The following is a 24,889-nucleotide window of genomic DNA, read 5'->3' as shown; positions in this document are numbered from 1 at the left end:
TTTCTCGTTTTAATTTAACTTTTCAATAAACCAACGATTCATTTTGACAATTTCCGCATAGAACATATTGCCACCATTTTGATAAAGGTAACCACCATTGTAAACTAACGCTTGCCAACGATAATAACGATATTTCGTATTTTGGTCATTCCCTAGCAACGGTGAAAGGACTTCTCTTGAATATTCTTCTGCTAACTCTGTCGTGTGTTTCCCACCGCGTTCTTTAACAAACTGAATATAATCCAGTCCATAATTATATGCTTGTACGCCTGTCCACTCATCACAGCCAGCTTCTTTTGCTTTCGCTAACGCTTCCGCGAGAAATTTGACGCCATGTGCGATACTTTCCTCTGGTGTTTCAATCACTTCTTGTTGTCCATAAACACTTTCACTGCTCTGCATAATATCACCAGATTTCCCTTTAGATTCTGTATAGATAATCGCTAAAGCTAATGTTTTGTATTCAGGTATTTTATTTTTTTTGACTTCTGCTTCTACTTGTTTTTCAAAGGTCATTACCGTTTCAACATTTTGATGTATTTTATAGCCAAGATAGCCAAGACCAGCAACTAAACCAACAAACAAAAGTAGCATGATTTTATAAATTATTTTTCTTACTCTACGCATCGAATCATCCAAACTTTTTCTTTTAAGATACGTTCTATGTTACTTGAAATAACTGAAAAAAGCGAAGTTTTTGTTACTTCTTTAGTTTTATTTAATAAAAGTAACTTTTTTGTGAACAAACCGTAACTTCGCAAGATTGAACGTTTTCACCTAGAATAGAATAACAAGTAATTTTGTTCTATTGGCGCTTATTTATTGCATCAAAAAAGCCCAGATAAGAATGAACAAACTTCTTTTCTAGGCTTGACTTTATACGACTTATCTATTCTTTTAACAAACAGTCAAATGTTTTATGGAATTTTTTTCCCAGTCATTTCTTCATAGTCTCTACTCATCATTTTCCAAGCTTTTTCAATATCTTCATCTAATCCAAATAATCCGCTTCTACCAACAATATAAATATCAGGTCCTGCAGCATCAATTCGCTTAAATGAATTTCTATTCGATGAGCCGTCCATTTCAATTACATAACGATACCCTTTTTCTTCACGTAAATGACGAAGAGCAACAATTTTATCAAGTGTACCTTCAATAAATCGTTGGCCAGCAAAGCCTGGATCAACGGTCATAATTGTGATTTTATCCAACAATTCAATATATGGAAAGATTGATTCAATAGGCGTTTCGGGATTAAGGACGATCCCTGCTTTAAGATTAGCATTGTGAATTTGGTCAATTAGGCGAAATGCTAGACCATCTAAAACCTCTGCATGCATACAAATCCATTCACATTTGATATCTACTAGTTGTTGTACCCAAAAGCTTGGATTCGTAACCATTAGATGAGCAGATACTGGGAGCTTCGAAATTTTTCTTAACTCCTTAATAAACCACGGAGATAGCGTGATATTTGGCACATAGTGACCATCCATAATGTCTATGTGATACGAAGCAACATGATCATTCAAAAAGGTGATTTGTTGTTTAAACTTGTCCAAATCCATCGTCATTAATGACGGAGAAAATTCAACTTTGTTCATTCTAATTTTCAACTCTTTCTATCTGATTATTTGTTTGATGTTTTTGAAAATTTTTCTAACTCGTTATATTCAGACGTTGACACATCTCTGACAGGCAATATAAATTGCATTAATTTTGTTACGCTTTTTCATTTTGTTTAGAAAATCTGAATATCTTCCAAGTTTATCTCCTCTTCTTTTTCTACTAAAGCTCCCATATCTTTCTCAGTTATATCTTTCTTAATAATAGCTAAAACTAAACCGGTAACCACAGCGTTTACAACAATTGCAATAATGCCAGCCAGCGGTTTACTCATTGTTGGAATCATTAAAACACCGCCAAATGGAACTGTCGCATCTGCCCCTAAGATCATTGTTGTTGCGCCACCCACGAAGCCACCAATCGCTGTAGCAATGACTCCTCGGACAATATCATTCATAACTAAAGGAATAACACCTTCAACAATGTTAATCACGCCCATTGGTACGGCAGACTTTAACGTTTCAACTTCTAGTTTTGTATAAATATTTTTTCTAAATAATTTAGCAAAGAAGAAAGCTAATCCAAAGCCTATTGGCGTTGCTGTATTTACTAATTGCAATGCTGTAATTGGTCCATTAAGTCCTTCCGCTTGCATTGTCAAAACAAAGGCAAAAACAGTTTTGTTAATGGGTCCGCCATAGTCTATACCACTTAATAAACCAATTACACCACCAAAAATTAATAATGAGGAGTTACCTAAGCTATCTAAAAAGTTCGTTAATAATGAAGTAAATGCCGTTATTGGGGTCCCGATAATATATATCATGATTAATCCACCAGTAATTGAGGTTAAAAATGGAATAATTAATGTTGGCATTAACCCTTTCGCCCAATTGGGTAATTTCACATATTTCAAAATAGCTAATACAAGATATCCTGCCAAGTAACCACCTAAGATACCACCAATAAAGCCAGCGCCAACTGCATTCGCAGTTAAACCAATAATAAAGCCTGGAGCAATTCCAGGTTTACCAGCGATTGAAAAGGAAATGCCAGTAGATATAACAACCGGCAGTAAGCCTAAGCCAGCGCCACCCATAGTAGCTAAAGCATCCCAAAGCGAAAATTCACCTGGCACCAAGGTTCCTTGACTTGAGCCACCAAACCCCATACCAATTGCAATTAAAAAGCCAGCGCCACAGACAATTGGAATTAAATATGAGATTGCTGTTAATAAATGACCTTTAAGATTTAACTCTTTTAGTTTTTTCATTTTTATCCTCCTAAACATTGTTCTTTTCATTTTATTTTCTATTTAAAAAAATTACTGTTGTGGATTCTTCTGTAGAAAATATCCACAATATGCTGTCTCAGTAATTTCATTAAGAGAATGCCTTCACTACATCCTCTGGCGATTTTGATTGAAGGAATTCTCTCACTACTTCATCATTTCCGAGTTTTCTGGCAAACAATGATAATAGTTTAAGATGGCTAGTTGTTTCTTTATGATCATTGCCCACAGCAAAAAGAATGATTCCTTTTACGCCATTATCATCTAAAGATTCCCAAGGAATTTCTGTACTATTAATACCGATGGCCACGCCTATTTTTTTTACATACGCACTTTTGCCATGTGGAATGGCTAGATAGTTTCCGATGCCCGTTTGGCCTTCCGCCTCTCTATCATAGATATCTTTTATAAAGCCTTTTTCCTCTGAAATATTGCCATTTTCAAGCAAAAGATTGGCTAATTCTTTTAACGCTTCCTCTTTTGTATTTACATTCATATTCGTTTTAACGGTTTTTAAGTCAATGATATCCTTTACTTCCATTACAATTCCTCCTAGAAGGTTACTTTTCTTGTGTCATAACTTCTTCTGCTTTTTCAATTAGTTTAGTGGGTGATTTTACAGCAACTTCTGTAGGTACTTGAATGATTCGTTTCCCATCAAAACGCTCTCTTCCAGAAATTTTTACATCAATGGCTAATATAACAATGTCCGCTTCCTTAATTTGTTCATCCGTTAGTTTGTTTTCAATCCCAATGGTCCCTTGTGTTTCTACATGGATCTCAACTCCTGCTTTTTTTGCAGCGTTCTCCAATTTTTCTTGTGCGATATATGTGTGAGCAATTCCTACTGTGCAGGCTGCTACGCCGACTATCTTCATTATTTTTCCTCCTCAAATTTTTCTATAATTTTATAAAAATCTGTTTCTGTTTTTAAACGCAACAACTTTTCTAAGAAGTCTTCATTTGCTAATTTTCTAGTAAATCGACTGATTTCTTTTTTTACTTTTAACTGTTCATTTTCTTTTAGTAAGATGACAATAATTAATTTCACTTGCTTAATGTCTGCCGTCCATTCTTGGATTTCTGTTTTTAAGCCAATCAGATATATTTCACTTTTTTTCAAGAGTGCATTTTCTAAATGTGGCAAGACAATTTGCTCTGCAATCTGATTACTTCCCATCTTCTCACGATTTACCAAAGATTCCTCAATCTGCTTTTTTTCTTCGGGCGTTAACCAAGGTGCTGCTGTTTCTGCAATGAATTGATATACTTGCTGTTTTGAAAGAAGTTCTTGGTTTAGGAAAACTTGGTATAAAGGATTAACGTTCATGATAGATTTCCTCAACTTTTCTTTGTAATCGATACTGATCATCCATTGTAAACATGGCACTTACCAACAATGATTTAATGGGGACCTTTTCCTGTAAATGAATCGTTGTCAAAATCAATTCAATATCAGAATAATCTTTTAATGATTTCTTTATATTTCGTGTGGCAATAATTTCAACAATTTGTAATTCAGGGAATTTCTTTTCAACTTTTACTCTCAATAGTTCTGAAGTTCCAATTCCAGTGGTACACATAATCAAAGTACGAATAGGTAACTGATTGGTTTCAATCATTCGCGCAAAATACAATGTAATAAACCCATTCTCATCTTCGTTTATAGCCGGCAGTTGATAGTTTTTACTTACTTGCTTAGAAACTTGCACAATTTTTCTGAAAATTGTTTCATACGTCATTTTTATTTGATCCAATAAACTATTCTTAACATGTATGCCGTTTTCAAGACGATTTATCATTGGTTTTATATGACTAGCCAATTCAAGAAGTAGCTGATCATTATCAGTTAAAATTTTTAGTTGTGCACTCATTTCCTCTAAATAAAATTGAGTAACTTGCATTACTTTGAAAGAAAAATTAGTTACTTTACTAAACGAACCTTGCATCCTAGAAGAAACCAAATATTGATATAAGTAATAAATTTCAACGTTAGGCAGTCTCTTATTTAAATAAGTTTCAATCTGTTGAATCGTTGTTTGCGCGACCTTTTTGAGTACTAAGTCCTTTGTTAATTCTTGTTCTTCTTCGTTAGATAATTGGTATTTTTCAGAAATAGCTACTTTTCGTGAACGACTAATTAAGATATAAAGATGCGAAAAGATGTTTACGTTATATGGATGTGGAATAGTAATATCCAGTTTTTTTTCAATGTTCCTGACTTGATCTAACGTAAAAAGGACATCATAATTATTAAAATTTAATGCTTTGTTGTTTCGAAGATCCTCAATATCGATAATGTTCAACAGTTGTATTCTATCGGAAATGGCTTTCCTGATAGCTCTTTCCTCACCGATAATTGCCAACGTTCGATTTTTCCGTTTGAGTGTTAAATCATATTTCTTTAAATCTTCGGATAATTGTTGTTCATCGCTAAATATCACAGAATCGCCAACATAATATCTTGCAAATAATTCATAAACATTTTTAGCTTGTGGAGAAGCTAACAACAATTCCTCCAGAATTCGATTGCGTCTTTCCCTTGGCGAAAAATCACTTTCTTTTTCGACTAAATGTCGATTCTGTTCCATAAATCGTTCATAGTCTAGCTTGTATCCTCGTCCTTTCTCAGATAATATGAGTGAACCTTCTGAAAATTCATCGTTAATTTTTTTTATCAAACGATAAACTGTCTTAGGAGAAGTACTTAGGCAGTTTGCCAATTCTTCTGCAGTCATATAATCTTGTTTTTTTGAGAGAAGTAACAACAATTTTTGTCCACGTTCTTTTTTCGAACTCATAGCAACCCCTCCTTGATATATTTATTATAATCCATATAAAAGAAAACGCTTCCTTGTTTTCTGTCCGTTACATTGGCCATTTTTGTGAGTGGTTAAAGTGTTCAATTATGCGAAACTTTCTAAGGCTATTTATAAATAAAAATCTGCAGAGCAAGCGATTTTGAATTACTGGCTCTACAGACACTAATACTTTCAAAGAATACAAAAAAGGGCTGCCTTACGGCTAGCCCTTTTTTACTTTTATTTTACGGTAACATTTCCGATTACATCATTCATTGAAGTCGTTTGACCTGCTTTTTGTAAATCGTATTGAGCAACGATATCTTGATTTGTGAAAACAACAATTAAATCTGATTTTTTGCCAGCTTGTTCTAATGCCGCTAAATCAATGGTTGCAATTTTATCGCCTTGTTTTACAACTTGGCCTTCTTCAACATGTAATGTAAATGGTCCACCTTGTAACTCAACAGTATCTAGACCCATGTGTAATAATACTTCAATGCCTGAATCTGTTTGGATACCTAACGCATGTTTTGTTGGGAAAATGCTAGTAATTTTACCAGCAACGGGTGTTGAAACTTCGCCGTCTGTTGGTACGACAGCAAAACCGTCACCCATCATTTTTGCTGAGAAAACATCATCTGGTACTTCAGAAATAGGAATAACTTTCCCATTCGCTACAGAATATAATTCAGTTTCTTTTGTTGAAACTGGTGCTTTTTCTTCAACAACTGGTTTAGAAACAGGTGTTTCTTTGGCTGGTGTTGCTGGCGCTTGGTGGTTATATAATCGTTGCATTTCGTCAGCAACAAATTGTACTTCCGTACCAACGATCACTTGGATATTGGTGTCATCAATGACTTTCACACCTGGAACCCCAGTTGCTTTAATTTTTGCTTGATCCACTTTGCCTGTATCTTTCACTGTTAAGCGTAAACGAGTTGTACAGTTATCAATAGAAGTTACATTAGCATCAGCGCCTAAACCATCATAAATACGACGAGCTAGAGAAGCAAATTTGTTGTCACCTTCTGCAACATCTGGCGTTTCTTCGCCATCGCCTTCTTCACGTCCTGGTGTCATTAAGTTAAACTTAGTGATTGCAAAACGGAAACCGAAGTAGTAAATTGCCGCAAAGACAAGTCCTTGAACCACCAACATCATTGGGTGATTTGCGACTGGGTTTTTCAAACTTAAGAAGAAGTCTACAAAACCTGCACTAAAGGCAAAGCCAGCTGTCCAATGCATAAACGCAGCGAATGCTAAAGAAATACCTGTAAAGACTGCATGTAAAACATATAAAGGCCAAGCAACGAACATAAATGAGAACTCTAAAGGTTCAGTTACGCCTGTAAAGAAAGCCGCAAAACCAGCAGCTAACATTAATGAAGCTGTAACTTTTTTCTTCTCAGGACGTGCACATTGATAAATAGCAAACGCACCTGCTGGTAAACCAAACATCATTACTGGGAAGAAACCAGCTTGATACATCCCTGTTTGTCCTACAATTGCTTTACCAGTATCTAACGCTTGTTGACCAGCTAAAAAGTTCCCAATATCATTGATACCAGCAACATCAAACCAGAAAACAGAATTCAAAGCATGATGTAAGCCTGTTGGAATTAATAGTCGGTTAAAGAAACCATACAAGCCAGCTCCTACGAAACCTAAGCTAGAGATTCCTTTACCAAAAGCAACTAATCCGTTATAAACAACTGGCCAGAAGAAGAATAAGACAGCTGAGATTGCTAACATCGAAATAGCTGACATAATAGGAACTAAACGTTTTCCACTAAAGAATGATAAAGCCATTGGCAATTTCACACCAGAGAAACGATTATACATTGCCGCGGCAACTAAACCAGCGACAATCCCGACAAAGACATTGTTGTCCATGCTGTTGAAGGCTGGGTTTACTTCAGCAATATCCTTGAAGCCTTTAATGGCTTGGATAGAAGCAGGCGCTAAAACAGTTTTTGGCACTAAATAAGCGACTAAACCAGCTAATGCTGCCGATCCATCTTTATCTTTTGACATTCCTAACGCTAAACCAACCGCAAATAATAATGCTAAGTTGTTTAAGATAGCCAAACCACCATTCATTAGAAAAGTTGTGGCTGGACTAGCGCCGATTGTTCCCACGATCCAGTTAGCAATACCGACTAATAAAGAAGCCGCCGGTAATACAGCAACTGGTAACATTAAAGAACGTCCCATTCTTTGCATATACGCTTTCATTATACGTAACTCCTCACATAAACTATTTAATTTTTATTATTTGGTCATTCTTAATCGTTCAATGTGAATCGATAAATAACCAAGTTCTTCATTTGGTACTTGATAATGAAAATTTCTCATTAATAAGACTTGTACTTTTTTTGAGATTTCATAGCTTTCAGCATACTTTTTCTTTACGACTTCCAAAATTTCTTCATCTAAAACAGCGTATTGATTTTGTTGGAAGCGATGAATAAACAAACGTAAATGATTCACCAAACGTGAATAACTGAGACTATTTTTATCATCATGAATATCAATAGCCAATTCCTGCTCGATTAAATGAATAATTTCAGAAACGATTGTAACTTCACGGATACTTTTACTATTATCAGTACGCCCGCTGCGAGCACTATGGATATGAATCGCAATATACCCCGCTTCATCATAACTAAATGGAATCTCTAAGGTTTGTGTTAAATATTCTACAGCCCATTGAGCAATAGCAAATTCTTCACTATATAAAATCTCAATTTCACTTAAAAGCTTGTTCCGAACAATAATATTATTTTGAATATTTTCAGCTGCAAAAGCAATGTGATCACTCAACCCAATATTAATATGTTCATTCAACTTTTCACCCAATACCGTTTCAGCATGTTGGATAATTTCTTCACTCGCTAAAAAGTATTTGTCTTCAATTTGTGATAGCAGTACTTGAAGTTTTTTCAGTCCTTCTGGCTCCATCACAAACATCCGCTCCACCAATTGTCGAGATAAGACATCATTTTTAGTCTTATTAAACCCGACGCCTTTACCGACAGCTACTTTCTCCTGTCCTTCGTCAAGAACAAGTACAGCATTTTGATTTAGCACCTTTTTAATTTTCATAAATGACCCTCTTCTGCAGAAGTAATTCTAACATTTTCAGTGAAAACAACAAAAAAAGCATAGAACAATCCCGTTAAACATGTTGCGTAACCATTGTACACCACATTGTATTACGAAATTCTTCCATGCCTAGTATTATCTAGTCACATGAAAACGCTATTCATTTGTTAACAGTGCTTATTCTAACGAGTATCATTATTTTTGTCAACCTTTTTCAATTATTTTTTTATTAATTGTTGACTATTAACAAAAAAGAAGCTCTTATCGGGAAAAAAGTACCTTCAGCTAAAGGTACTTTTGTTCACTAATTTATTCTTTATAGGCATACTTATATGTGCTCGTTGCACCGAAGTTATGATACTGAATGCCTTTGACACCTGGTCGTATAAGCTGACTACGGGCCTCTTGGTATAAAGGAATTAAAGCGGCATCTTCTTCCACCAATACTTTTTCAGCTTTAATTAATGTTTGCCAACGAGTTTCAGGATCATTTGCGTATTTAGTTGTTGCTTCTTCAATTAGTTGATCAAACGTTGGGCTAGAATAGTTCATACGGTTACCACTAACTGAGCTTTCTAAAAAAGTCATTGGATCCTGATAATCGGGTCCCCACATGCCAACAGACAATTCATAATCCCCTTTTCTCATTAATTCAATCGCATTATTTAAAGGAACTGTTTTGACATTAATAGTGAGACCAGGCAACGTTTCTTGTAACTGGCCTTGGATAAATTCAGCAACTTTTCGGTCACTATCACCATCTCTTGAAAGAAGTTCAATGGCTACATCTCCGTTTAGCTCTGCTTTTGCTTTATCTAAATACTCTTTGGCTTTTTTGGCGTCTGTTTTGACAAGGGCGCCTGCTTCTTGACGAAAATCTTCATTCGTTTCTGGGTTATATACAAATTTTTCTGGAATGTACCCATAAATTTCTTTTGAACCATCTGCTAAAATATTGTCGACTAAACTTTTTTTATCCAAAGCATAAGCTAAAGCTTTGCGGACATTCTCATTTGCAAAAATGGATGGTTTTTCGTTTCTTTTTTGGTTTAAACGTAAGGAATATACTTTTGACCGTTCGATTGCTTCATAGTCTGGATTGTCTCGATTTTGTTTAGCAAAATCTCCTGTTAAGACAGCCACATCTAATTCACCTGATTCGTACAAATTATAAACGGTATTGGTTTCTTTAAGAACTTCAAAATGAATCGTTTCTGATTTTACTTTTTCTTTATCGTAATAGTCGGGATTACGCACAAAGTCCCATGACATCGCTGACTGATCCCAATTTTTCATTAAAAATGGACCATTAGATACAATCATTTCACTAGAAGTGCCATAGGCTTGTCCTTTTTCTTTCACGAATGCTTCGTTTTGTGGGAAAAATGGAGAAAATGCCAATAACGACGTAAAATACGGTACAGGCTTTTCTAAAGTAACCTCCAAAGTATAATCATCAAGCGCTTTGACACCCAATTCCTCTGGTGCTTTTTCCTCTTTTGTAATAGCTGTTCCGTTCAGAATCGTTCCTTCTAACAAGAAAAAGTAATTGGCTTGGTTTTTGGGATTCGCTAATTTACGCCAAGCAAAAACAAAATCATTGGCTGTTACAGCATCACCATTGGACCACTTACCATCTTCTCTTAGTTTAATGGTATATCGTTTGCCATCTTCAGAAATTTCAGGCATCTCTTTAGCGGCAGCTGGTATTAGTTGATCTTTTTCATCCAATTGATATAACCCTTCAAAGACATTGGACTGTGCGTTAATACTGGCTTCATCTTGTGTAAAAATAGAATCCATTGAACCGATTTCCGAGTTCTCCATTAAATTTAAAACTTTTTTCGAGACACTGGTTTTCTCAGTTGCTTTCTCGTCTATTTTTGTTTCTGCTGTTGTGCCACAACCTACCAAGACCGTACTAACAAATAACATAATCCCCATCATTTTTAACTTTTTCATACTATTCCCCCTATGTGTCAATCAAACGGCAACTCTTCCATGGAAAGCCGTTCTTGCGAAACTATCAAGCATGCGTAGGGCAAGCCCTCATTTTCGTACTCAAATTCTCCCCGCTGGTTGTCAATTGGGTCTGCACGCAATTGCATTTTTGCCGGCTGAAAGTCTGCCTGGATCTCACTATTTGCGACCATTCTAAAAACATCTAAATTGCCGAAATAATGATTCCACCGCTGTCTATCCCCGTCTCGGTAAGCACCTCCGCCAAAAGATAAATCCGCAAAGAGCCAGCCGTACGGTTCTATATAAAATTGTGCCCAATCATGACAGCCTGTATAATGTGTAGAAACATATAATCCCGATTGCCATTTGGCTGGTATCCCTGCAATCCGACAAAGCGTGATAAACAAAATCGCTTGCACGCCGCAGTCACCTTTTAAATTAGTTGCGGCATACTCTGAAATATTGGAAATTGTAAAATATTCACGCATGAAAGAATAATGAATCTTTGTCGTCACAAAGTCATAAATCAAGCGTGCCTTTTTTAAGGGGTTACTTTCATCGCCCACAATCTCATCTGCTAAATTTCTTAAATAAGGCGTGAATCGAATATGCGGTAACTGTTCCTCTAAATCAAAGCTTGGTTGCATTTTATCTACGTTATTTTCTTCTAACTGTTGGTAAACCATCCGATTAACATAACAATATTCAACTGTAAACGTTTGATTTTCTTTTAAGATTGTTTCAAAACACAGTATTCGTTGAGGCGTATCTTCTGCCGCAATATAGGTTGCTTCAGGTGACGCAGCTAGGATTTCAATTTCTGATTGTTGTTGACACGCTTTGGGTAGCGGCAAATGGACACGAACACGCTCACCTGGACGCTCAAATTCTTTTTTCACCTGAATGGTGGCTTTAATTGTTGTTTTCACTTTTCTACCACCGTTTTTTTGCATTTGTTCGATGTTCTCTTTTAGTTCTTTTTTGCGGAGAATTTCTAATTGATTGCTTTCTGCTTCCCGCAAACGTGCAACATATGCCGCATTTGTTTTAATTAAATTGGCCAAAAATCGAAGTTGGAAATACGGTTCACCGTCAATATAAACCCAGTCCACTAATCCCGTTTCTTTTAAACGAATTAATTCCTCTGTTTGATAATCCTGAAAAGTATCTCTCATCATTTGATCAGCTTTTGCAAAGCTATGAGGATACTCATTCATACGCATCATTTTAATGACATCTTTTTCAATTATCAAACGTTCTTTTAATGCCTGCGGAAGTTCTTTTGTCAACCAAAAATCAATGGCAATATCCGCACTTGCAAAATCGCCAAATTCTTTCACCCTTTGAATTTCCTCAGGCAAAGGAACACTAAGATACTTTAAATCATACTTCATTTGCTTTACTCCTTTTTTAATGAGAAATGCCTAATCCAGCTGCTTCTCCTAATTCCAATAATGGTTTTGCTTCTAAGGATACGCCCCCAGTTACGGGCGCAGTTTCTAAACCGAATGTCGCATCTAAATCTGCTCGTGTGATATTCTTTTGAGCAGCAGCTAAATGGGCAGCAGCCGTGATGCCAATGGTTGTTTCTTCCGCCATACACCCAATCATGCATTCGATGCCTGCTGTTTCACAAATCTGATTAATTTTCAGCGCTTCATGAATGCCGCCACACTTCATTAATTTTATATTGATAACATCGACTGTGCCTTTTTTAACTAATTCCAACGCATCTTGAGCATCAAAACAGCTTTCATCAGCCATAATTGTCGTATTAACTTGTGAAGTAACGTATTTTAGACCTTCTAAATCGCGTCTTTTAACTGGCTGTTCCACTAATTCAATTTGATAATCTGCTAATTCTTGAATCGCTTTAACTGCATCTTTGGGCGTCCAAGCCTGATTCGCATCTAAGCGGAGCTTGATATCAAAGCCAACTGCTTCACGAATCGCTTTTACTCTTGCGATATCAGCTTCAATTCCTGTTCCGACTTTAATTTTTAATGTATCAAAACCTAGTTTGACTTTTTCGACGGCTTTTTGTGCCATCACATTTGGTTCATCAATACCTAGTGTAATATCCGTTATTACTTGGTTATCATAGCCGCCTAACAATTGATAAAGAGGCAGTTGAGCTTTCTGACCCATCAAATCATAACAAGCAATATCGATTGCTGCTTTTGCCGCTGGAGCGAAAGCAGATATTTTATCCATCACTTCATGAATTTTCTCAATATTAAAGGGGTTTAAGCCAATGATTGCTTGGCCAAATAATTCGATCGTTTCAATCGTGCCAGCCAACGTTTCACCGGTAATAAAAATGCCTGGCCCTCCTTCTCCATATCCAACTAATCCCTCTTCTGTTTCAATTTCCACAATTGCACTATCCGCTGATTCTATCGTCCCCAAAGCGATCGTAAATGTTTCTTTCAGTTTAATTTTCGATGCCCTAACATGTACCTGCTTAATTTTCATAAAATCCTCCCTTTGATATTTCCAATTGACTGAAAATTCAGTTTTTTTAAAATATCCAAAAATTAAATTTAGATTGTTATCGATCATTCTAAACTCATTGTTTTCTAATGTCAATAAAATAATGAGATTTAGATTAAAATAAAATGAATTTCGAATTTTATGAGCTTTTTTAATAAATCAGTAAATTCCATGACATGTGAGATACTTCTCATTTACAAACATTCTTAAAAAAGGTATGATAGTAAAGAGGCAACTTGCAAAGGAGTAGAAGACGAATGAGTGAACAACCTCAACAACGTTCAACCGAAGAAGTTGAAGCAATTAAAGAAGATATTTTAACTGCATTAGAAACAGTGATTGACCCTGAATTAGGCATCGATATTGTTAATTTAGGACTAATTTATGAAGTTGAATTTGCAGAAGAAACTGGTGATACTGTCATCAAAATGACCTTAACCACAATGGGTTGTCCGTTAGCAGATGTTTTAACAGAACAAATCCATGGTGTTTTAAAAGATATTCCTGAAGTGAATAATATCGAAGTAAAATTAGTCTGGTACCCTGCTTGGACAACGGATAAAATGAGCCGTTACGCACGAATTGCTTTGGGTATTCGCTAGTTATTTCGAGGCTAATGATAAAAAACATATGAAAGAACCGATTGGTCCGTTCTTTCATATGTTTTTTTGTTTGTTTAATTTACTTATTTGATAAAAATTACCTAATGCCATCAATACTTGGTTTTTTCCAAATTTTTGCTACTGGATGGAAGTCTAATAAAAACTGTAACTGCGTTCCACCGAAGCTTGACGCTCCAGCAAACATGATATGAAAAGTGAGCCCTCTATCCATAATCAGATACCCCGTATCCTGCACGCCATTTCTTTCATAAAACTGATAACGTTTTTCTCTTTGGGCTTCATTCGCTGCATTTTTGCCAATTTCTTCACTCTCTAAAAGAACCCCCTTAGGATAACGTGTCTTCAATAACGCTAACACGGTTGAGCCTAATCGTTTGTTTCGGTGGTGCTGATCAATTGCAAAGAAAAAGACATAGGTTGCTTCAGGTGCAATTTGACTATTTAACAAAATCCCCACGTTCTCATCCGCCTCTTGAATAACAAACAAATGAAATTTTCCTGCTTGAGAAGACGTCAATAATTGACCAAACGGCAGTCTCTCTTCTTCTGGAAAAGCTTCTATGTAGGTTGCTTCCCAACAGGCTTGATTTTCTTGATTTAATAATGTGAATTGCATAAAAGCTCCTTTCTAAAATGATTGCTTCGTACTAATAACTTTTGTTACTTACATAAGACCTAAAAGTTATTTAAACATGCGACTGGTTAGCCCTATACGCAATTATTTTTTGATACTAATCTAGTAGTTTAATCGTTCTCTGTTCCTGAGTCAATAAAAGAGCACACGATTCGAGACTTTCAACGTTTAGTGAAAAGTCGATTCTTATTTCATTACAACCGATTCACTATTCGCTGCCCTCTTTTTTCTATTCGTTGATTTACTTGAACTAAATATTCATTTATCTCCTCTATATTCTGAGGTAAGATAAACGAGTCTTTTTTCAAATGATTTTTCCATAGCGCTACTGGTTGATACTGTTCATTTAAAAATGGTTGCATCTCATACGTATGAACGTAGCTTTCCCATGAATGAAATGAAGCTAAAAATATCGAAAGTTGTTCTAAAGAATAATCCCAATAATCTTTAAACGATAAACTTCTTCCACTGTTAAATCCTAGTGGAACTACTGTAATGTTTCCAATTGAATGGGTAAGTTCGGCAAAACGCTTTAATTGTGGGTCCTGATGGACTCGCTCAAATTTAGTAAAATTGTCGAGAAGAAATTCATTCCATGTATATTTTTTTGGTACAGGATTTGGTAAATAGTCAGGAAAAACTTGGTCAAAATAAGTTAAATATCGGTCCGAAATCACAGCCGATGTCCCGGAATCATAAGGCGGATACTTGCTATTTACTGCAAGCAAATTCTGTTCAGAAGATTTTTCTAAATAGCTTTCTTGATTTTCCCCAATTACTTCCGCTGGTCTAAAGAAATCGGGATAAACAAGTTGTAACATAATTTTATACGTTGTCCAAAATGAGTTCATAATATCTTTGTGCATGGTCGCCTTCCCAGTTAACTTTAAAAAAACATCCTCCACAACCTCGTACTTTTCAATATGGACATTCGATGTTCTAGCTTTTAAAATATTTTTAACCGGCTGCTGGTGGTCATACTCTTGACCCAAAAGCAACTTCTTTAAATCATCTTTCTCTGAAATTGTCTTAACTGTAATCTCCGCCACTTTGAATAACTCCCATCCTACGATTTTTTCTATATTCTTTTATATTATTATACTAAAAAAACGCTCCCTCCTGCCCTTTTTTAATCAACAAATCAGCAATTAGAAAACACCAACGAAACAGAAGTGCAACACTAGCATGCGAAAAAATGCGATCGCAACTTATTTTTTAGACACTCTGTGTGTTTCGTATAGTCAAGGCTGGTTGCGTGTATTTTTTTCAAGAAAATTGAGAACAGCTATGGTATAGTCAAAACTACGATTATTTCAAACACGGAGCGACAGTTTATGGAAATGTACCAAGTAATTAGATATTTTTTAAATGAAATGGAGAAAAAGATTTGGCATGCCTTGTTAACATTAGTACTTTTTTGTCTTTATATTTCCATTTTTGATGTTCCTTTTACAATTAAAAATACATTCATCGGCAGACTACTTTTCCCGAAAGCTTTTATGAATGCAGGAAGTGCGAATCTGATTTTTTATTTGATTAGTTTTTTTGGTTTTTTATGGTCAATTTTCATTTTTGCTTATCTATTGAATAAGACACGCCTCAAATTATTAAATAAAACCTTTCCTTATCTTTTGGAAATATTAGAAGTCTGTATTTTGCCTTTAGTGATTCTTTTTGCTTACATTTATATTTATTTGCGGGTCCATGGCGAAGGTTTCAGCTATATACGAGAATCTCTTTTACAGCAAGAGTTAACTTATTCAATGAAATGGTTCCTTTGCCTTGGTAGTTTGGCGCCGTTATTTTTCTTTTTAAGCACTTTAAATTTAGCTAAACGAGTCAGACAAAAAAAGACATGGAATCATGAAAATCCATGTCTTTTTTAGTCGGATATTGTTTTTACCGCAGGACAGTTTTCTTCCAAAAACTCAAAAATACTACTGTAATAATTTTCAGGTTCGTAGACACTTGAAGATAAATGTGGTGCTTTAGCAACAATGAGGCCTTTTTTTATCCCCTGAGTTGCCGCTAAATTTTCTTCAAACATTGTCATTGGAACAAAGCGATCACCTGTACCGTGAATAAAAAATGTCGGCAACGTATTTTTGTGTAATTGTCTCACGGAAGAAGCGGTTTTCAATTGAAAGCCATAGTTATTTAATGCTAATTGATTAGCAATCGTTAAAATAGGAAAAGCGGGTAAATGAAAAGATTCATGTAGGACGTATTTAAATTCATCATAGACAGAAGTATAGCCACAATCCACTATTAATCCGCGGACATTCGTTGGTAACTTTTCACCACTTGCCATCATGACAGTAGCCGCTCCCATGGAACCGCCCACTAAAATAATTTCTGCTTCCATATCAATGGCAAGAACTTCACTAATCCAACTTAATAAATCTAACCGATCCAGCCATCCCATCCCAATTTTATTCCCTGAACTTTTCCCGTGCGCACGCAAATCGGGAACTAAAACATTGTAGCCTTCTTCTGCAAAACGTAATGCAGTATATGCCATATCGCGTTTTCCGTTTGAACGATAACCATGCACACAAATCGCCCAACGATGGTTATCTGGATAAGGAATAAAGCACCGTGCATACAATGTTTCATCTTTAATTTTCAACCAACGATCTTCAGCAAAAGACTCTGTCCAAAAAGCTTCGCCTTCTTGTTTTTGTTGTTCTTCTATTTTTGTATATCTTGTTTCACGTTCTTGAAAATTATCAGGATTTAATAACCGATGCCCTTTTTTATGATACCAAGGGTTGTCTTTAAGCAACGCAATTTTCAAAAAATAATTGGCAATGTAAACAGAAAAAACAACGCCAATCATTGCAAAAATGATCAGTAACCCGAGGAGCCATTTCATCTACAAATCACACCCTCTTCTAAAGTATTTCCTTCTTCATTTAATATACTATGGATTTTTCATTTCTGAAAGAAATCACCCTTACATTTTGTTATTTTTTGAAAAAAAAACAGCCGTCTCAAAAAGAGGCGGCTACTTTTAATCTATCAACAATCCAACGTTGTCATATCTTCATATGTCTCACGGCGAGCAACTAATTTTGCTTGTCCATCTTCGACAAAAACCACCGCTGGTCGAGGATTTCGGTTGTAATTACTTGCCATTGAATAACCGTAAGCCCCCGTACTACTGATGGCCAATAAATCCCCTGCTTTAACTTCTGGCAATAAAATATCTCGAAGTAAGACATCGCCTGATTCGCAATATTTACCAACTACTGTGACTTTCTTGACTGAATCATGCCCCTCACGATTCGCTAGAAATCCATCATAAACCGCTTGATACAAAGCAGGCCGTATATTATCACCCATGCCACCATCTACGGAAACAAAATGACGAACACCAGGAACCTCTTTTTGCGCGCCAACTGTATATATCGTTGTGCCCGCTTCGGCAATTAAACTGCGGCCTGGTTCAATCCAAAGCTCAGGCAGTGGATACCCTAATTGTTCACAATGACCTTTCAAGGAATAAACAATTTTTTCAACAAATGTTGCTGGTGCTAATGGCTCATCTTGCTGCGTGTACTGCACACCAAAACCACCACCCATATTTAAAACACGTGCTGTAAATTGATGGACTTGCCGCCAGTCTTCTAAAATAGTGAACATTTTTTCAACAGCAGCTAAAAAGCCTTCCACAGCAAAAATTTGCGAGCCAATATGGCAATGGACCCCTTGCACATCAAAAGAGGGATTTGATAAAAGGCGAACGAGCGCTTCTGTTGCCTGGCCACTTGCAACATCAAAACCAAATTTTGAATCTTCTTGGCCTGTCAAAATGTAATCATGTGTTTCTGCATCCACACCAGGACTCACCCGAAAAAGAACTTTTTGTGTTTGGTTTCGTGTAGTTAATAATTCTTCCAACAAGTCAATTTCGTAAAAATTATCAATGACAATTGTACCTATTTTGTTATCCAAAGCATAACGTAATTCTTCAGGGGTTTTATTATTTCCATGGAACTCAATTTCCGCTGGCTCCATGCCCCCTTTTAAAGCTGTGAATAGTTCTCCACCAGAGACAACATCACAAGCAATATCTTCTTCCTTTAACACTTGATAAATAGCTAAACAACTAAATGCTTTACTTGCATAAACCACTTTATTTTTGATACCTAATTGATTTAACGTTTGTTTAAAACCACGTGCTTGCGCGCGAATATGAGCGACATCATAGACAAATAACGGCGTCCCGAATTTTTGCGCCAACTTTACGGTGTCACAACCACCGATTTCTAAATGATTTTCCCGATTCATTTTTGCTGTACCAAATAACATGTTTTCCCGCCCCTTCATTTTGTTTTATTAAAAATCATAGCATAAAACCCAGTAGCTTCCTATAATTTTCCACATTTTTCTCTGACTTTCTCCTGTTGCTTTTTTTCGCCAAATAGCCTACAATAATTGGCATACGAATAAAAAACCTTTATTATCAAGACTTTAATCTTTTAAATTAAAATTGGTATATACGAAAAAGAAAGAAGGCAGATGACTTGGCTACACTGAACCGCGATCAACAAATTGAAGAAATTATTAATTTGGAAGCAATTTTGAATTTACCGAAAGGAACAGAACATTTTGTCAGTGATTTACATGGTGAATTTGAAGCTTTTGACCATATTTTAAGAAATGGTTCTGGGCGAATCCGAGAAAAAGTTCAATTTTTATTTAAACAAGAATTAAATGCCCATCAGATGGACGAGCTTTGTTTTATTATCTACTATCCAGAAGAAAAATTAACACTTTTAGAAAATGAAAGCGCCCTCTCTTATGAATGGTGGCTATTAACGATTCGCCGTCTGGTTGAAATCGTCCGTTCTTCTTCGATGAAGTACACACGTTCTAAAGTTCGCAAAGCCCTTCCTGAAACCTATGGGTATATTCTCGAAGAATTGATTTATCAATATGATGAAACAACAACCAAAAACGGTTACTATCAACAAATTATTGAAAAAATTATTTTACTAGGTGAAGCCAAACGTTTCGTGACAGAATTAGCTTATCTAATCCAACGTCTGATTATCGATCACCTACATGTTATTGGGGATATCTATGACCGGGGGCCAGCACCAGATAAAATTATGGACCGATTAATGTCCTATCACTCCTTGGATATTCAACTAGGCAATCATGATATGATTTGGCTGGCTGCTTATAGTGGTTCACTGGCTTGTTTAGCCAATGTAGTACGTATTTGTGCTCGCTATGGAAATTTAGATTTGTTAGAAGAACGTTATGCTATCGATTTAACCGCCTTAAAAAAATTTAGTTTAGAAACGTATAAAGAAAATCCTGCTTTTGCACCCAAGAAAAATCCCTATCGTGCGTTAACTGAAGCTGAAAAACAAATAGCGATGCGTGTGCAACAAGCCATTGCCATTATTCAAGAAAAACTAGAAGGCCAAATTATTGGTCGACGCCCTGATTTTAACTTGGTACATCGGCTACGCTTAGATAAGATTCAAGGGGAAACTATTACTTTTGACGAATGTCGTTATACATTAATTAACAGCTGTTTCCAAACCGTTTCTGAAGAGCAGCCTTACCAATTAACACGTGAGGAAAAACAGATAATTGATGATTTATTAACGCAATTTCAGTCTTCACCGCGGTTAACAAAACACATGCGCTTTCTAATGGAAAAAGCTTCTCTTTACCTTGTGTATAATCAAAATTTATTGATTCATGGCTGTCTGCCTCTGAATGCGGACGGTACTTTTCAAGCTTACACATTTAAAGGCCACTCCTATTCAGGAAAAGCTTTAGTTGACTTCTTTCAGAAAATGTTAGAAGAAGCATACGCTCAGCCTGCTAGTACAGATGACTATGCGACAGATTGTTTATGGTATCTTTGGTGTGGCGAAGGTTCCTCATTATTTGGCAAACGAGCTATGAAAACCTTTGAGCGTTATTTTCTCGCTGAAAAAGAAACACATCATGAAGAAAAGAATCCTTACTACTCTTTGCGTGATACGGTTGAAGTTTGTGAAAGAATCCTAGATGAATTTGAAGTGACTGGTGAAAATCGACATATCATTAATGGCCATACACCAGTTAAACGAACAAAAGGCGAATCGCCGATCAAAGCAAATGGCGCGCTTCTCGTAATTGACGGCGGCTTTTCAAAATCTTATCAGACAATTACTGGAATTGCTGGTTATACATTGTTGTACAACTCGTTTGGTTTACAACTGACCGCGCATAAATCTTTTTCTAGTAAAGAAACAGCCATTTTAAATAATCAAGACATTCATTCCATCAAACAAGTCATCGATCGTCCCTTACAGCGGCTATTGGTGAAAGATACCACTATCGGCAAAGAGCTATTAAAGCAATCGCAAGCACTCCAAAAACAAATGAAACAAAACCAGTAGTGCCGTTAAAAAGACGCTTGCGCTCTTATCCGAAAAATGATTAAATGGAGGAGTTGAGAAAAATATCTATTAGAGAAACGGAAAGGGTTTTACATTGAAGAAACAGCAACTCTCACTATACGGCACCATTTTCTTTCTTTGCTTTTTCCTAATTGTGGGCTTCTTCTTCTCAAGTCGTGGCGAAGATTATGCCAAAGAATCTGAACAAAAAGTTACAATTGATTCCGCCAAACATGAGAAGCATACGAAAGACAAGGAAGAAAATAATTCAGCAAATACAGTATTTTTTGATAAAATAAATGACCTGCTCGTCGCTTCTGTCAAAGAATTTGAAGGAACGGTCGGGATTAGTTATTTGGATTTAGAAACTGGCGAACAGCGTTCCGTGAATGGCCAACATGAATTTTATACAGCTAGTACTATTAAAGTGCCACTGACGATGCTAGTCGCCGACACGGTTGCTTCTGGTCAAAAAAAATGGACAGACCTGATTCCCTATAACGCCGAAGAAGATTATGAAGAAGGAACTGGGATCATTGCCTATAATATCCAACCAGAATATCCATTAAAAACGTTACAAGAATATGCCATCACCTATTCTGATAATATCGCTAAAAATATGCTCTATGACACATTGGGTGGTGATGCAAAAGCAAAACGAGAAATGTATCAGCGTTATTTGCACAAGACACCTTCGATTGAAGAGCCACAATTTTCTTCTGAAGATGCGCTTGTTATTCTACAAAAATTATATACTGAAAAAGCAACAAAACCAGATTACCAAGCGATTTATGACTCTATGAAACAAAGTGTTTTCCATGAAAGAATGGAAACTCCCACAACTCAAGGAAAAGTTGCTCATAAAATTGGTTCCTATGATGAATTTATTCATGATATGGGGATTTTAGAAACACCTCACCCCTTTGCTTTAGCAATTTTTACTAAAGGACCTGATAATGCTAAGAGTGCTGCGTTTATTGCTTCAGTGACAGATAAGTTATGGCAATTACAGGTGTCTGAATATCCTAATGATAACCATTGATAATGAAAATAAAAGCATCTTTTTTTAATGACAACGCTCAATAAAAAAGATGCTTTTTTTAGTAGTTATATTAATTAAAATATTTGTATTTCCCATAACCTTTTTAGCAATTATTTCTGAGTATTTTTTAACTCCAACGAACCTAATTCTTTTCCTGCTGCATCATCTTCATAAGAATTTCTAACGATTACTTTATATAATGACTTATGATCCAAACTACTTAAGTCAAAAGAAATGTTAATTGTAGCATCTTCCCCTTTATTAAAGCCACTACCAATTTGACGTGCAATAGGTATCTCAAGACCGTTTTTATAAACTGAAATTAGAATATCACGACTTTTTTTATTTTTTTCTGGATTTGGAATGTCCATAATCAGCGTAGTTTGAAGCGCATCACTTTGGGCCTTAATATTTTTAATTTTTTTCACGTTTTTAATGCTAGGTATCGTTTCTTTCATAATGGGTTGGTAAGGAATTTTAAACGTCCAATCGCCTTGATACTCTAATGCATTCTCAACACTAAAAGATCGGCTACTTGCTTTGATTGCTTCTTTTAATTCATTATCATGCTGTTCTTGATCTTCCCAAGCTAATCGGTAGATATGAAGCGTTAATTGATCTTGACTAACAAGTTTTTGCTTATTGAAAGTTGAAATCACTGAACCATAAAAAACATCCTTCTCGATTCTATATAACGATGTTGAACTTACACCCCCAAATAAATCTTCTTTGCTTCCTTCTCTAAATAACCCTAGTTGAATATCTTGAGAATAATTATTTCTAGCGATTTTTTTCTGTAATAACTCTTTTAATTTTTGATCTTTAATCTTAAATTGATAATCAAACGCCATTTTATTTTTTGTCGATACAAATTTTGTTAATACGATTTCTCGCTCATTTTGTACACTCCGCAATTCTAGTTTTGTTGGAACACCAGAAGATTCTACTGTTTGAACACCTGTATCTTGACTAATCCCCAACACCTCTTCTATGGCACGTCCAATGGGTGTTTTTACTATCAAAGTAAAAGTGGTAGCAATACTAATTAGCCCTATAATTAAATGTTTACGCGATATTTTTTTCTTTGGCTGTCTGTATTGTTTTATTTCTCCCATTAATATCTTAGTTCTTTGTGTGTTTAAACGTTCCACTGTTTCTAAAGGCATCTTTTTTTCATATTTTAATATATCACTTCGTTTTCTATCCATTTACCATGTCTCCTTTAAATATATCCTTAATTTTTTTCGACCACGAGAAAGGCGAATTTTGATGGTATTTGTTGAAACATCAAGTTGCTGAGCGATTTCTTTTATACTAAATCCAACATAATAGTACATAACTAGCGGAACGCGATAATTATCAGGTAATTTATGTAATCCTTTATCCAAATCATATAAATCATCAAAAGCAGGAACAGGAGAATAAGTATCCATCCAGTGAGTTGTTTTCTGCTTTTCTCTAAAAATATTTTGAACTTGGTTTAACATTATTTTAAAAATCCATGAATTAAACGCATGTTCATTTTTTAATGTTGTTATTTTTTCCCATGCACATAGTTCAGTTTCTTGTAAACAATCAGCAACGTCGACTTCGTTTAATAGCATTTTATATGCAGCATTGTATAAAACTGTTTCATATTTTTGACAAAGGTGAACAAATGCTTGTCCATCTCCTTTTTTTGCTTTCTGAACTAATTTTTTTGTTGAAATTTTATCCATAAAACACCTCTTTTCATTTAACTAACTATTAGACGTTAAGTATCTGTAAAAGGTTTCATATTTTTATAAAAAAAATATCTGGGACAAAAGTCATTTTGACTACTGTCCCAGATACTAAAATTCACAATGAGTAGCTGGCTACTTTACAGACAACAACTTCGTAAAACGTTCTGCCAACATTTGGTGGGCATCAATTTTTTTGGTTCCTTGTGCTTTTGCTGCAAAACTAGCAAAGTTTAAGCCAGCCCCAAATAGTTGTAACGCACCGTTGCCTAAATCTCCCTTTTTAAGAGCTTCAAGCCCATCTTCGATAAATTGGTTACTTTCATCTAAATGACACTCAGGAAGATATTTCACGCCGTGATGATATCGTTTTACATTCAGAATGATTTGCTTCGCGGCTTCTTCTGAAATAGCCGCTCCCAAGTTTAACAGTAGCTCATTGATTGGTTCCACCAAGCGAGCATAGTCACTTTCGTATTTTTGACAATTCAGTGCAATCGCTTTGCGGCGTTCTTCATTTTTCATTTTTTCCACTCCCTTTTTTATTAAAAACGAGCACGAAAGCTACCAACTGGCTTCGCACTCGTTCTTTCTAACCACTAATTTTCTTTGTTCATGCTTTTAATTTTAATTAAACGTGTAATTTCGCCACGTTCATTTTCTTCTAATTTCATTTGAATGTAGTAAATTGTTTCTTCTAATTGTGGAATCGTCATATACTCTAAGGCGTTGACACGACGACGCGTTTTTTCAATTTCTTTTGATAATAATTGGCACGTCTTTTCAACATTTGCAAGTGCTAATAATTTCGGTAAAATGCTTGAAATTTTAGCAAAAGCTTGATCAAGCTCGCTGTTTGAATTCACGTAGCCATAATCTAAGGGTGCTTCTTGAACCGATTCATCGTAATCAAAAATCATTTTAGGAACTGGCACACTTAAGATGTTCTGTTCAATAATTTCTAATTCAACTTTTTCGGCTGGAATTGCCACTAACTCTTCAATAAAGGCTTCGTTCAACGTTGCGTTTGCCAATACAAAATTTGATAACGCATCCGTTACTTCTTGTTCAACCTGAATACGTAACTCATTGTTTTCTTTGACTAGCGCAATAAACCGTCGCATCAATTCATCTTGTTTGTCTTTCAGCAACTTATGACCTCTCGTGGCCGTAGTTAACTGTTTTTTCAATCGGGAAAGTTCCATACGGGTTGGATTAACATTTAATCGAGCCAT

24 protein-coding genes are annotated in these 24,889 nt (G+C 35.7%); 4 read left to right on the top strand and 20 right to left on the bottom strand.

The window, feature by feature from the left end:
- Nucleotides 1-9: 9 nt before the first annotated feature.
- The 12 genes from IGK27_RS06210 to IGK27_RS06155 all read right to left on the bottom strand — a co-directional run bounded on the left by IGK27_RS06210 (nucleotide 10) and on the right by IGK27_RS06155 (nucleotide 13,206).
- The gene (locus IGK27_RS06210; protein WP_002357646.1) at nucleotides 10-627 is read right to left on the bottom strand and encodes a lysozyme family protein; all 618 of its coding nucleotides are present in this window, start codon (nucleotides 625-627) and stop codon (nucleotides 10-12) included.
- Between the two features lie 290 nt (nucleotides 628-917).
- Complete coding sequence (gene alsE, locus IGK27_RS06205) at nucleotides 918-1,607, bottom strand: D-allulose 6-phosphate 3-epimerase (protein ID WP_033626299.1); 690 nt, start codon at nucleotides 1,605-1,607, stop codon at nucleotides 918-920.
- Nucleotides 1,608-1,744: 137 nt separating this feature from the next.
- Nucleotides 1,745-2,842: a PTS fructose transporter subunit IIC gene (locus IGK27_RS06200; protein WP_033626301.1), complete on the bottom strand. Its 1,098-nt coding sequence runs from the start codon at nucleotides 2,840-2,842 to the stop codon at nucleotides 1,745-1,747.
- A gap of 109 nt (nucleotides 2,843-2,951) precedes the next feature.
- Nucleotides 2,952-3,401 (bottom strand): PTS sugar transporter subunit IIA, encoded by a 450-nt coding sequence (locus IGK27_RS06195; RefSeq protein WP_002365638.1) that lies wholly within the window; start codon nucleotides 3,399-3,401, stop codon nucleotides 2,952-2,954.
- A gap of 19 nt (nucleotides 3,402-3,420) precedes the next feature.
- On the bottom strand, nucleotides 3,421-3,738 hold the full coding sequence (locus IGK27_RS06190) for a PTS fructose transporter subunit IIB (protein WP_002357651.1): 318 nt from the start codon (nucleotides 3,736-3,738) through the stop codon (nucleotides 3,421-3,423).
- Complete coding sequence (locus IGK27_RS06185) at nucleotides 3,738-4,190, bottom strand: PTS sugar transporter subunit IIA (RefSeq protein WP_002365637.1); 453 nt, start codon at nucleotides 4,188-4,190, stop codon at nucleotides 3,738-3,740. The genes IGK27_RS06190 and IGK27_RS06185 overlap by 1 nt, the downstream gene beginning before the upstream one ends.
- Nucleotides 4,180-5,661 (bottom strand): BglG family transcription antiterminator, encoded by a 1,482-nt coding sequence (locus tag IGK27_RS06180; RefSeq protein ID WP_002371176.1) that lies wholly within the window; start codon nucleotides 5,659-5,661, stop codon nucleotides 4,180-4,182. Before IGK27_RS06180 ends, IGK27_RS06185 begins: the two co-directional genes overlap by 11 nt.
- A 240-nt stretch (nucleotides 5,662-5,901) precedes the next feature.
- A complete protein-coding gene (nagE, locus tag IGK27_RS06175; RefSeq protein ID WP_002366661.1) occupies nucleotides 5,902-7,899 on the bottom strand; it encodes an N-acetylglucosamine-specific PTS transporter subunit IIBC in 1,998 nt (665 codons plus the stop codon).
- A 36-nt stretch (nucleotides 7,900-7,935) separates the two neighbouring features.
- Nucleotides 7,936-8,769 carry a PRD domain-containing protein gene (locus tag IGK27_RS06170; RefSeq protein ID WP_002357655.1) on the bottom strand — a complete coding sequence of 278 codons (834 nt, stop codon included), beginning with the start codon at nucleotides 8,767-8,769 and terminating at the stop codon, nucleotides 7,936-7,938.
- 309 nt (nucleotides 8,770-9,078) lie between these two features.
- Nucleotides 9,079-10,731 (bottom strand): peptide ABC transporter substrate-binding protein, encoded by a 1,653-nt coding sequence (locus IGK27_RS06165; RefSeq protein ID WP_010710403.1) that lies wholly within the window; start codon nucleotides 10,729-10,731, stop codon nucleotides 9,079-9,081.
- A 17-nt stretch (nucleotides 10,732-10,748) separates the two neighbouring features.
- Nucleotides 10,749-12,125 carry a transglutaminase-like domain-containing protein gene (locus tag IGK27_RS06160; RefSeq protein ID WP_430596436.1) on the bottom strand — a complete coding sequence of 459 codons (1,377 nt, stop codon included), beginning with the start codon at nucleotides 12,123-12,125 and terminating at the stop codon, nucleotides 10,749-10,751.
- Between the two features lie 16 nt (nucleotides 12,126-12,141).
- Nucleotides 12,142-13,206 carry a dipeptide epimerase gene (locus IGK27_RS06155; protein WP_002360381.1) on the bottom strand — a complete coding sequence of 355 codons (1,065 nt, stop codon included), beginning with the start codon at nucleotides 13,204-13,206 and terminating at the stop codon, nucleotides 12,142-12,144.
- Nucleotides 13,207-13,481: 275 nt separating this feature from the next.
- Here IGK27_RS06155 and IGK27_RS06150 point away from each other — a divergent pair, with 275 nt between their 5' ends.
- The gene (locus IGK27_RS06150) at nucleotides 13,482-13,826 is read left to right on the top strand and encodes a metal-sulfur cluster assembly factor (RefSeq protein ID WP_002357660.1); all 345 of its coding nucleotides are present in this window, start codon (nucleotides 13,482-13,484) and stop codon (nucleotides 13,824-13,826) included.
- A gap of 97 nt (nucleotides 13,827-13,923) precedes the next feature.
- Here IGK27_RS06150 and IGK27_RS06145 read toward each other — a convergent pair whose 3' ends face one another.
- Nucleotides 13,924-14,463, bottom strand: coding sequence for a GNAT family N-acetyltransferase (locus IGK27_RS06145; RefSeq protein WP_033626303.1), 540 nt, complete (start codon nucleotides 14,461-14,463; stop codon nucleotides 13,924-13,926).
- A 212-nt stretch (nucleotides 14,464-14,675) separates the two neighbouring features.
- Nucleotides 14,676-15,530 carry a hypothetical protein gene (locus IGK27_RS06140; RefSeq protein ID WP_002357662.1) on the bottom strand — a complete coding sequence of 285 codons (855 nt, stop codon included), beginning with the start codon at nucleotides 15,528-15,530 and terminating at the stop codon, nucleotides 14,676-14,678.
- Nucleotides 15,531-15,815: 285 nt separating this feature from the next.
- Here IGK27_RS06140 and IGK27_RS06135 point away from each other — a divergent pair, with 285 nt between their 5' ends.
- Nucleotides 15,816-16,367 carry a hypothetical protein gene (locus tag IGK27_RS06135; protein ID WP_002357664.1) on the top strand — a complete coding sequence of 184 codons (552 nt, stop codon included), beginning with the start codon at nucleotides 15,816-15,818 and terminating at the stop codon, nucleotides 16,365-16,367.
- On the opposite strand, the gene IGK27_RS06130 is transcribed toward IGK27_RS06135, so the two are convergent.
- Nucleotides 16,364-17,356: an alpha/beta hydrolase gene (locus tag IGK27_RS06130; protein ID WP_002392399.1), complete on the bottom strand. Its 993-nt coding sequence runs from the start codon at nucleotides 17,354-17,356 to the stop codon at nucleotides 16,364-16,366. The two genes, IGK27_RS06135 and IGK27_RS06130, sit on opposite strands and share 4 nt — an antisense overlap.
- Nucleotides 17,357-17,502: 146 nt before the next feature.
- Nucleotides 17,503-18,813 (bottom strand): diaminopimelate decarboxylase, encoded by a 1,311-nt coding sequence (gene lysA, locus IGK27_RS06125; RefSeq protein WP_002357666.1) that lies wholly within the window; start codon nucleotides 18,811-18,813, stop codon nucleotides 17,503-17,505.
- A gap of 197 nt (nucleotides 18,814-19,010) precedes the next feature.
- On the opposite strand from lysA, the gene IGK27_RS06120 reads away from it, so the two are divergent.
- On the top strand, nucleotides 19,011-20,891 hold the full coding sequence (locus tag IGK27_RS06120; protein ID WP_033626305.1) for a fructose-bisphosphatase class III: 1,881 nt from the start codon (nucleotides 19,011-19,013) through the stop codon (nucleotides 20,889-20,891).
- A gap of 154 nt (nucleotides 20,892-21,045) precedes the next feature.
- Complete coding sequence (locus IGK27_RS06115; RefSeq protein WP_002357668.1) at nucleotides 21,046-21,933, top strand: serine hydrolase; 888 nt, start codon at nucleotides 21,046-21,048, stop codon at nucleotides 21,931-21,933.
- A gap of 110 nt (nucleotides 21,934-22,043) precedes the next feature.
- Here IGK27_RS06115 and IGK27_RS06110 read toward each other — a convergent pair whose 3' ends face one another.
- From IGK27_RS06110 to IGK27_RS06095, 4 genes are all read right to left on the bottom strand, one after another.
- Nucleotides 22,044-23,141, bottom strand: a complete 1,098-nt coding sequence (locus tag IGK27_RS06110) for a hypothetical protein (protein ID WP_002357669.1) — start codon at nucleotides 23,139-23,141, stop codon at nucleotides 22,044-22,046.
- Nucleotides 23,142-23,651 (bottom strand): RNA polymerase sigma factor, encoded by a 510-nt coding sequence (locus IGK27_RS06105; protein WP_002357670.1) that lies wholly within the window; start codon nucleotides 23,649-23,651, stop codon nucleotides 23,142-23,144.
- A 138-nt stretch (nucleotides 23,652-23,789) separates the two neighbouring features.
- Nucleotides 23,790-24,179 (bottom strand): hypothetical protein, encoded by a 390-nt coding sequence (locus tag IGK27_RS06100; protein WP_002357671.1) that lies wholly within the window; start codon nucleotides 24,177-24,179, stop codon nucleotides 23,790-23,792.
- Nucleotides 24,180-24,253: 74 nt separating this feature from the next.
- Nucleotides 24,254-24,889 (bottom strand): V-type ATP synthase subunit D, encoded by a 636-nt coding sequence (locus tag IGK27_RS06095; RefSeq protein WP_002357673.1) that lies wholly within the window; start codon nucleotides 24,887-24,889, stop codon nucleotides 24,254-24,256.

The sequence above is a fragment of the Enterococcus sp. DIV0236 genome (assembly GCF_050558525.1).
Lineage (GTDB): Bacteria > Bacillota > Bacilli > Lactobacillales > Enterococcaceae > Enterococcus > Enterococcus faecalis.
Note: the sequence above shows the minus strand (reverse complement) of the source record. Positions and strands in the feature narration are given on the sequence as shown.

Bases quoted from the DNA above. Each gene is read 5' to 3' on its own strand.
- IGK27_RS06210 (WP_002357646.1), bottom strand. From the start codon at position 627: ATGCGTAGAGTAAGAAAAATAATTTATAAAATCATGCTACTTTTGTTT.
- alsE (WP_033626299.1), bottom strand. From the start codon at position 1,607: ATGAACAAAGTTGAATTTTCTCCGTCATTAATGACGATGGATTTGGAC.
- IGK27_RS06200 (WP_033626301.1), bottom strand. From the start codon at position 2,842: ATGAAAAAACTAAAAGAGTTAAATCTTAAAGGTCATTTATTAACAGCA.
- IGK27_RS06195 (WP_002365638.1), bottom strand. From the start codon at position 3,401: ATGGAAGTAAAGGATATCATTGACTTAAAAACCGTTAAAACGAATATG.
- IGK27_RS06190 (WP_002357651.1), bottom strand. From the start codon at position 3,738: ATGAAGATAGTCGGCGTAGCAGCCTGCACAGTAGGAATTGCTCACACA.
- IGK27_RS06185 (WP_002365637.1), bottom strand. From the start codon at position 4,190: ATGAACGTTAATCCTTTATACCAAGTTTTCCTAAACCAAGAACTTCTT.
- IGK27_RS06180 (WP_002371176.1), bottom strand. From the start codon at position 5,661: ATGAGTTCGAAAAAAGAACGTGGACAAAAATTGTTGTTACTTCTCTCA.
- nagE (WP_002366661.1), bottom strand. From the start codon at position 7,899: ATGAAAGCGTATATGCAAAGAATGGGACGTTCTTTAATGTTACCAGTT.
- IGK27_RS06170 (WP_002357655.1), bottom strand. From the start codon at position 8,769: ATGAAAATTAAAAAGGTGCTAAATCAAAATGCTGTACTTGTTCTTGAC.
- IGK27_RS06165 (WP_010710403.1), bottom strand. From the start codon at position 10,731: ATGAAAAAGTTAAAAATGATGGGGATTATGTTATTTGTTAGTACGGTC.
- IGK27_RS06160 (WP_430596436.1), bottom strand. From the start codon at position 12,125: ATGAAGTATGATTTAAAGTATCTTAGTGTTCCTTTGCCTGAGGAAATT.
- IGK27_RS06155 (WP_002360381.1), bottom strand. From the start codon at position 13,206: ATGAAAATTAAGCAGGTACATGTTAGGGCATCGAAAATTAAACTGAAA.
- IGK27_RS06150 (WP_002357660.1), top strand. From the start codon at position 13,482: ATGAGTGAACAACCTCAACAACGTTCAACCGAAGAAGTTGAAGCAATT.
- IGK27_RS06145 (WP_033626303.1), bottom strand. From the start codon at position 14,463: ATGCAATTCACATTATTAAATCAAGAAAATCAAGCCTGTTGGGAAGCA.
- IGK27_RS06135 (WP_002357664.1), top strand. From the start codon at position 15,816: ATGGAAATGTACCAAGTAATTAGATATTTTTTAAATGAAATGGAGAAA.
- IGK27_RS06130 (WP_002392399.1), bottom strand. From the start codon at position 17,356: ATGAAATGGCTCCTCGGGTTACTGATCATTTTTGCAATGATTGGCGTT.
- lysA (WP_002357666.1), bottom strand. From the start codon at position 18,813: ATGAAGGGGCGGGAAAACATGTTATTTGGTACAGCAAAAATGAATCGG.
- IGK27_RS06110 (WP_002357669.1), bottom strand. From the start codon at position 23,141: ATGGATAGAAAACGAAGTGATATATTAAAATATGAAAAAAAGATGCCT.
- IGK27_RS06105 (WP_002357670.1), bottom strand. From the start codon at position 23,651: ATGGATAAAATTTCAACAAAAAAATTAGTTCAGAAAGCAAAAAAAGGA.
- IGK27_RS06100 (WP_002357671.1), bottom strand. From the start codon at position 24,179: ATGAAAAATGAAGAACGCCGCAAAGCGATTGCACTGAATTGTCAAAAA.
- IGK27_RS06095 (WP_002357673.1), bottom strand. From the start codon at position 24,889: ATGGCTCGATTAAATGTTAATCCAACCCGTATGGAACTTTCCCGATTG.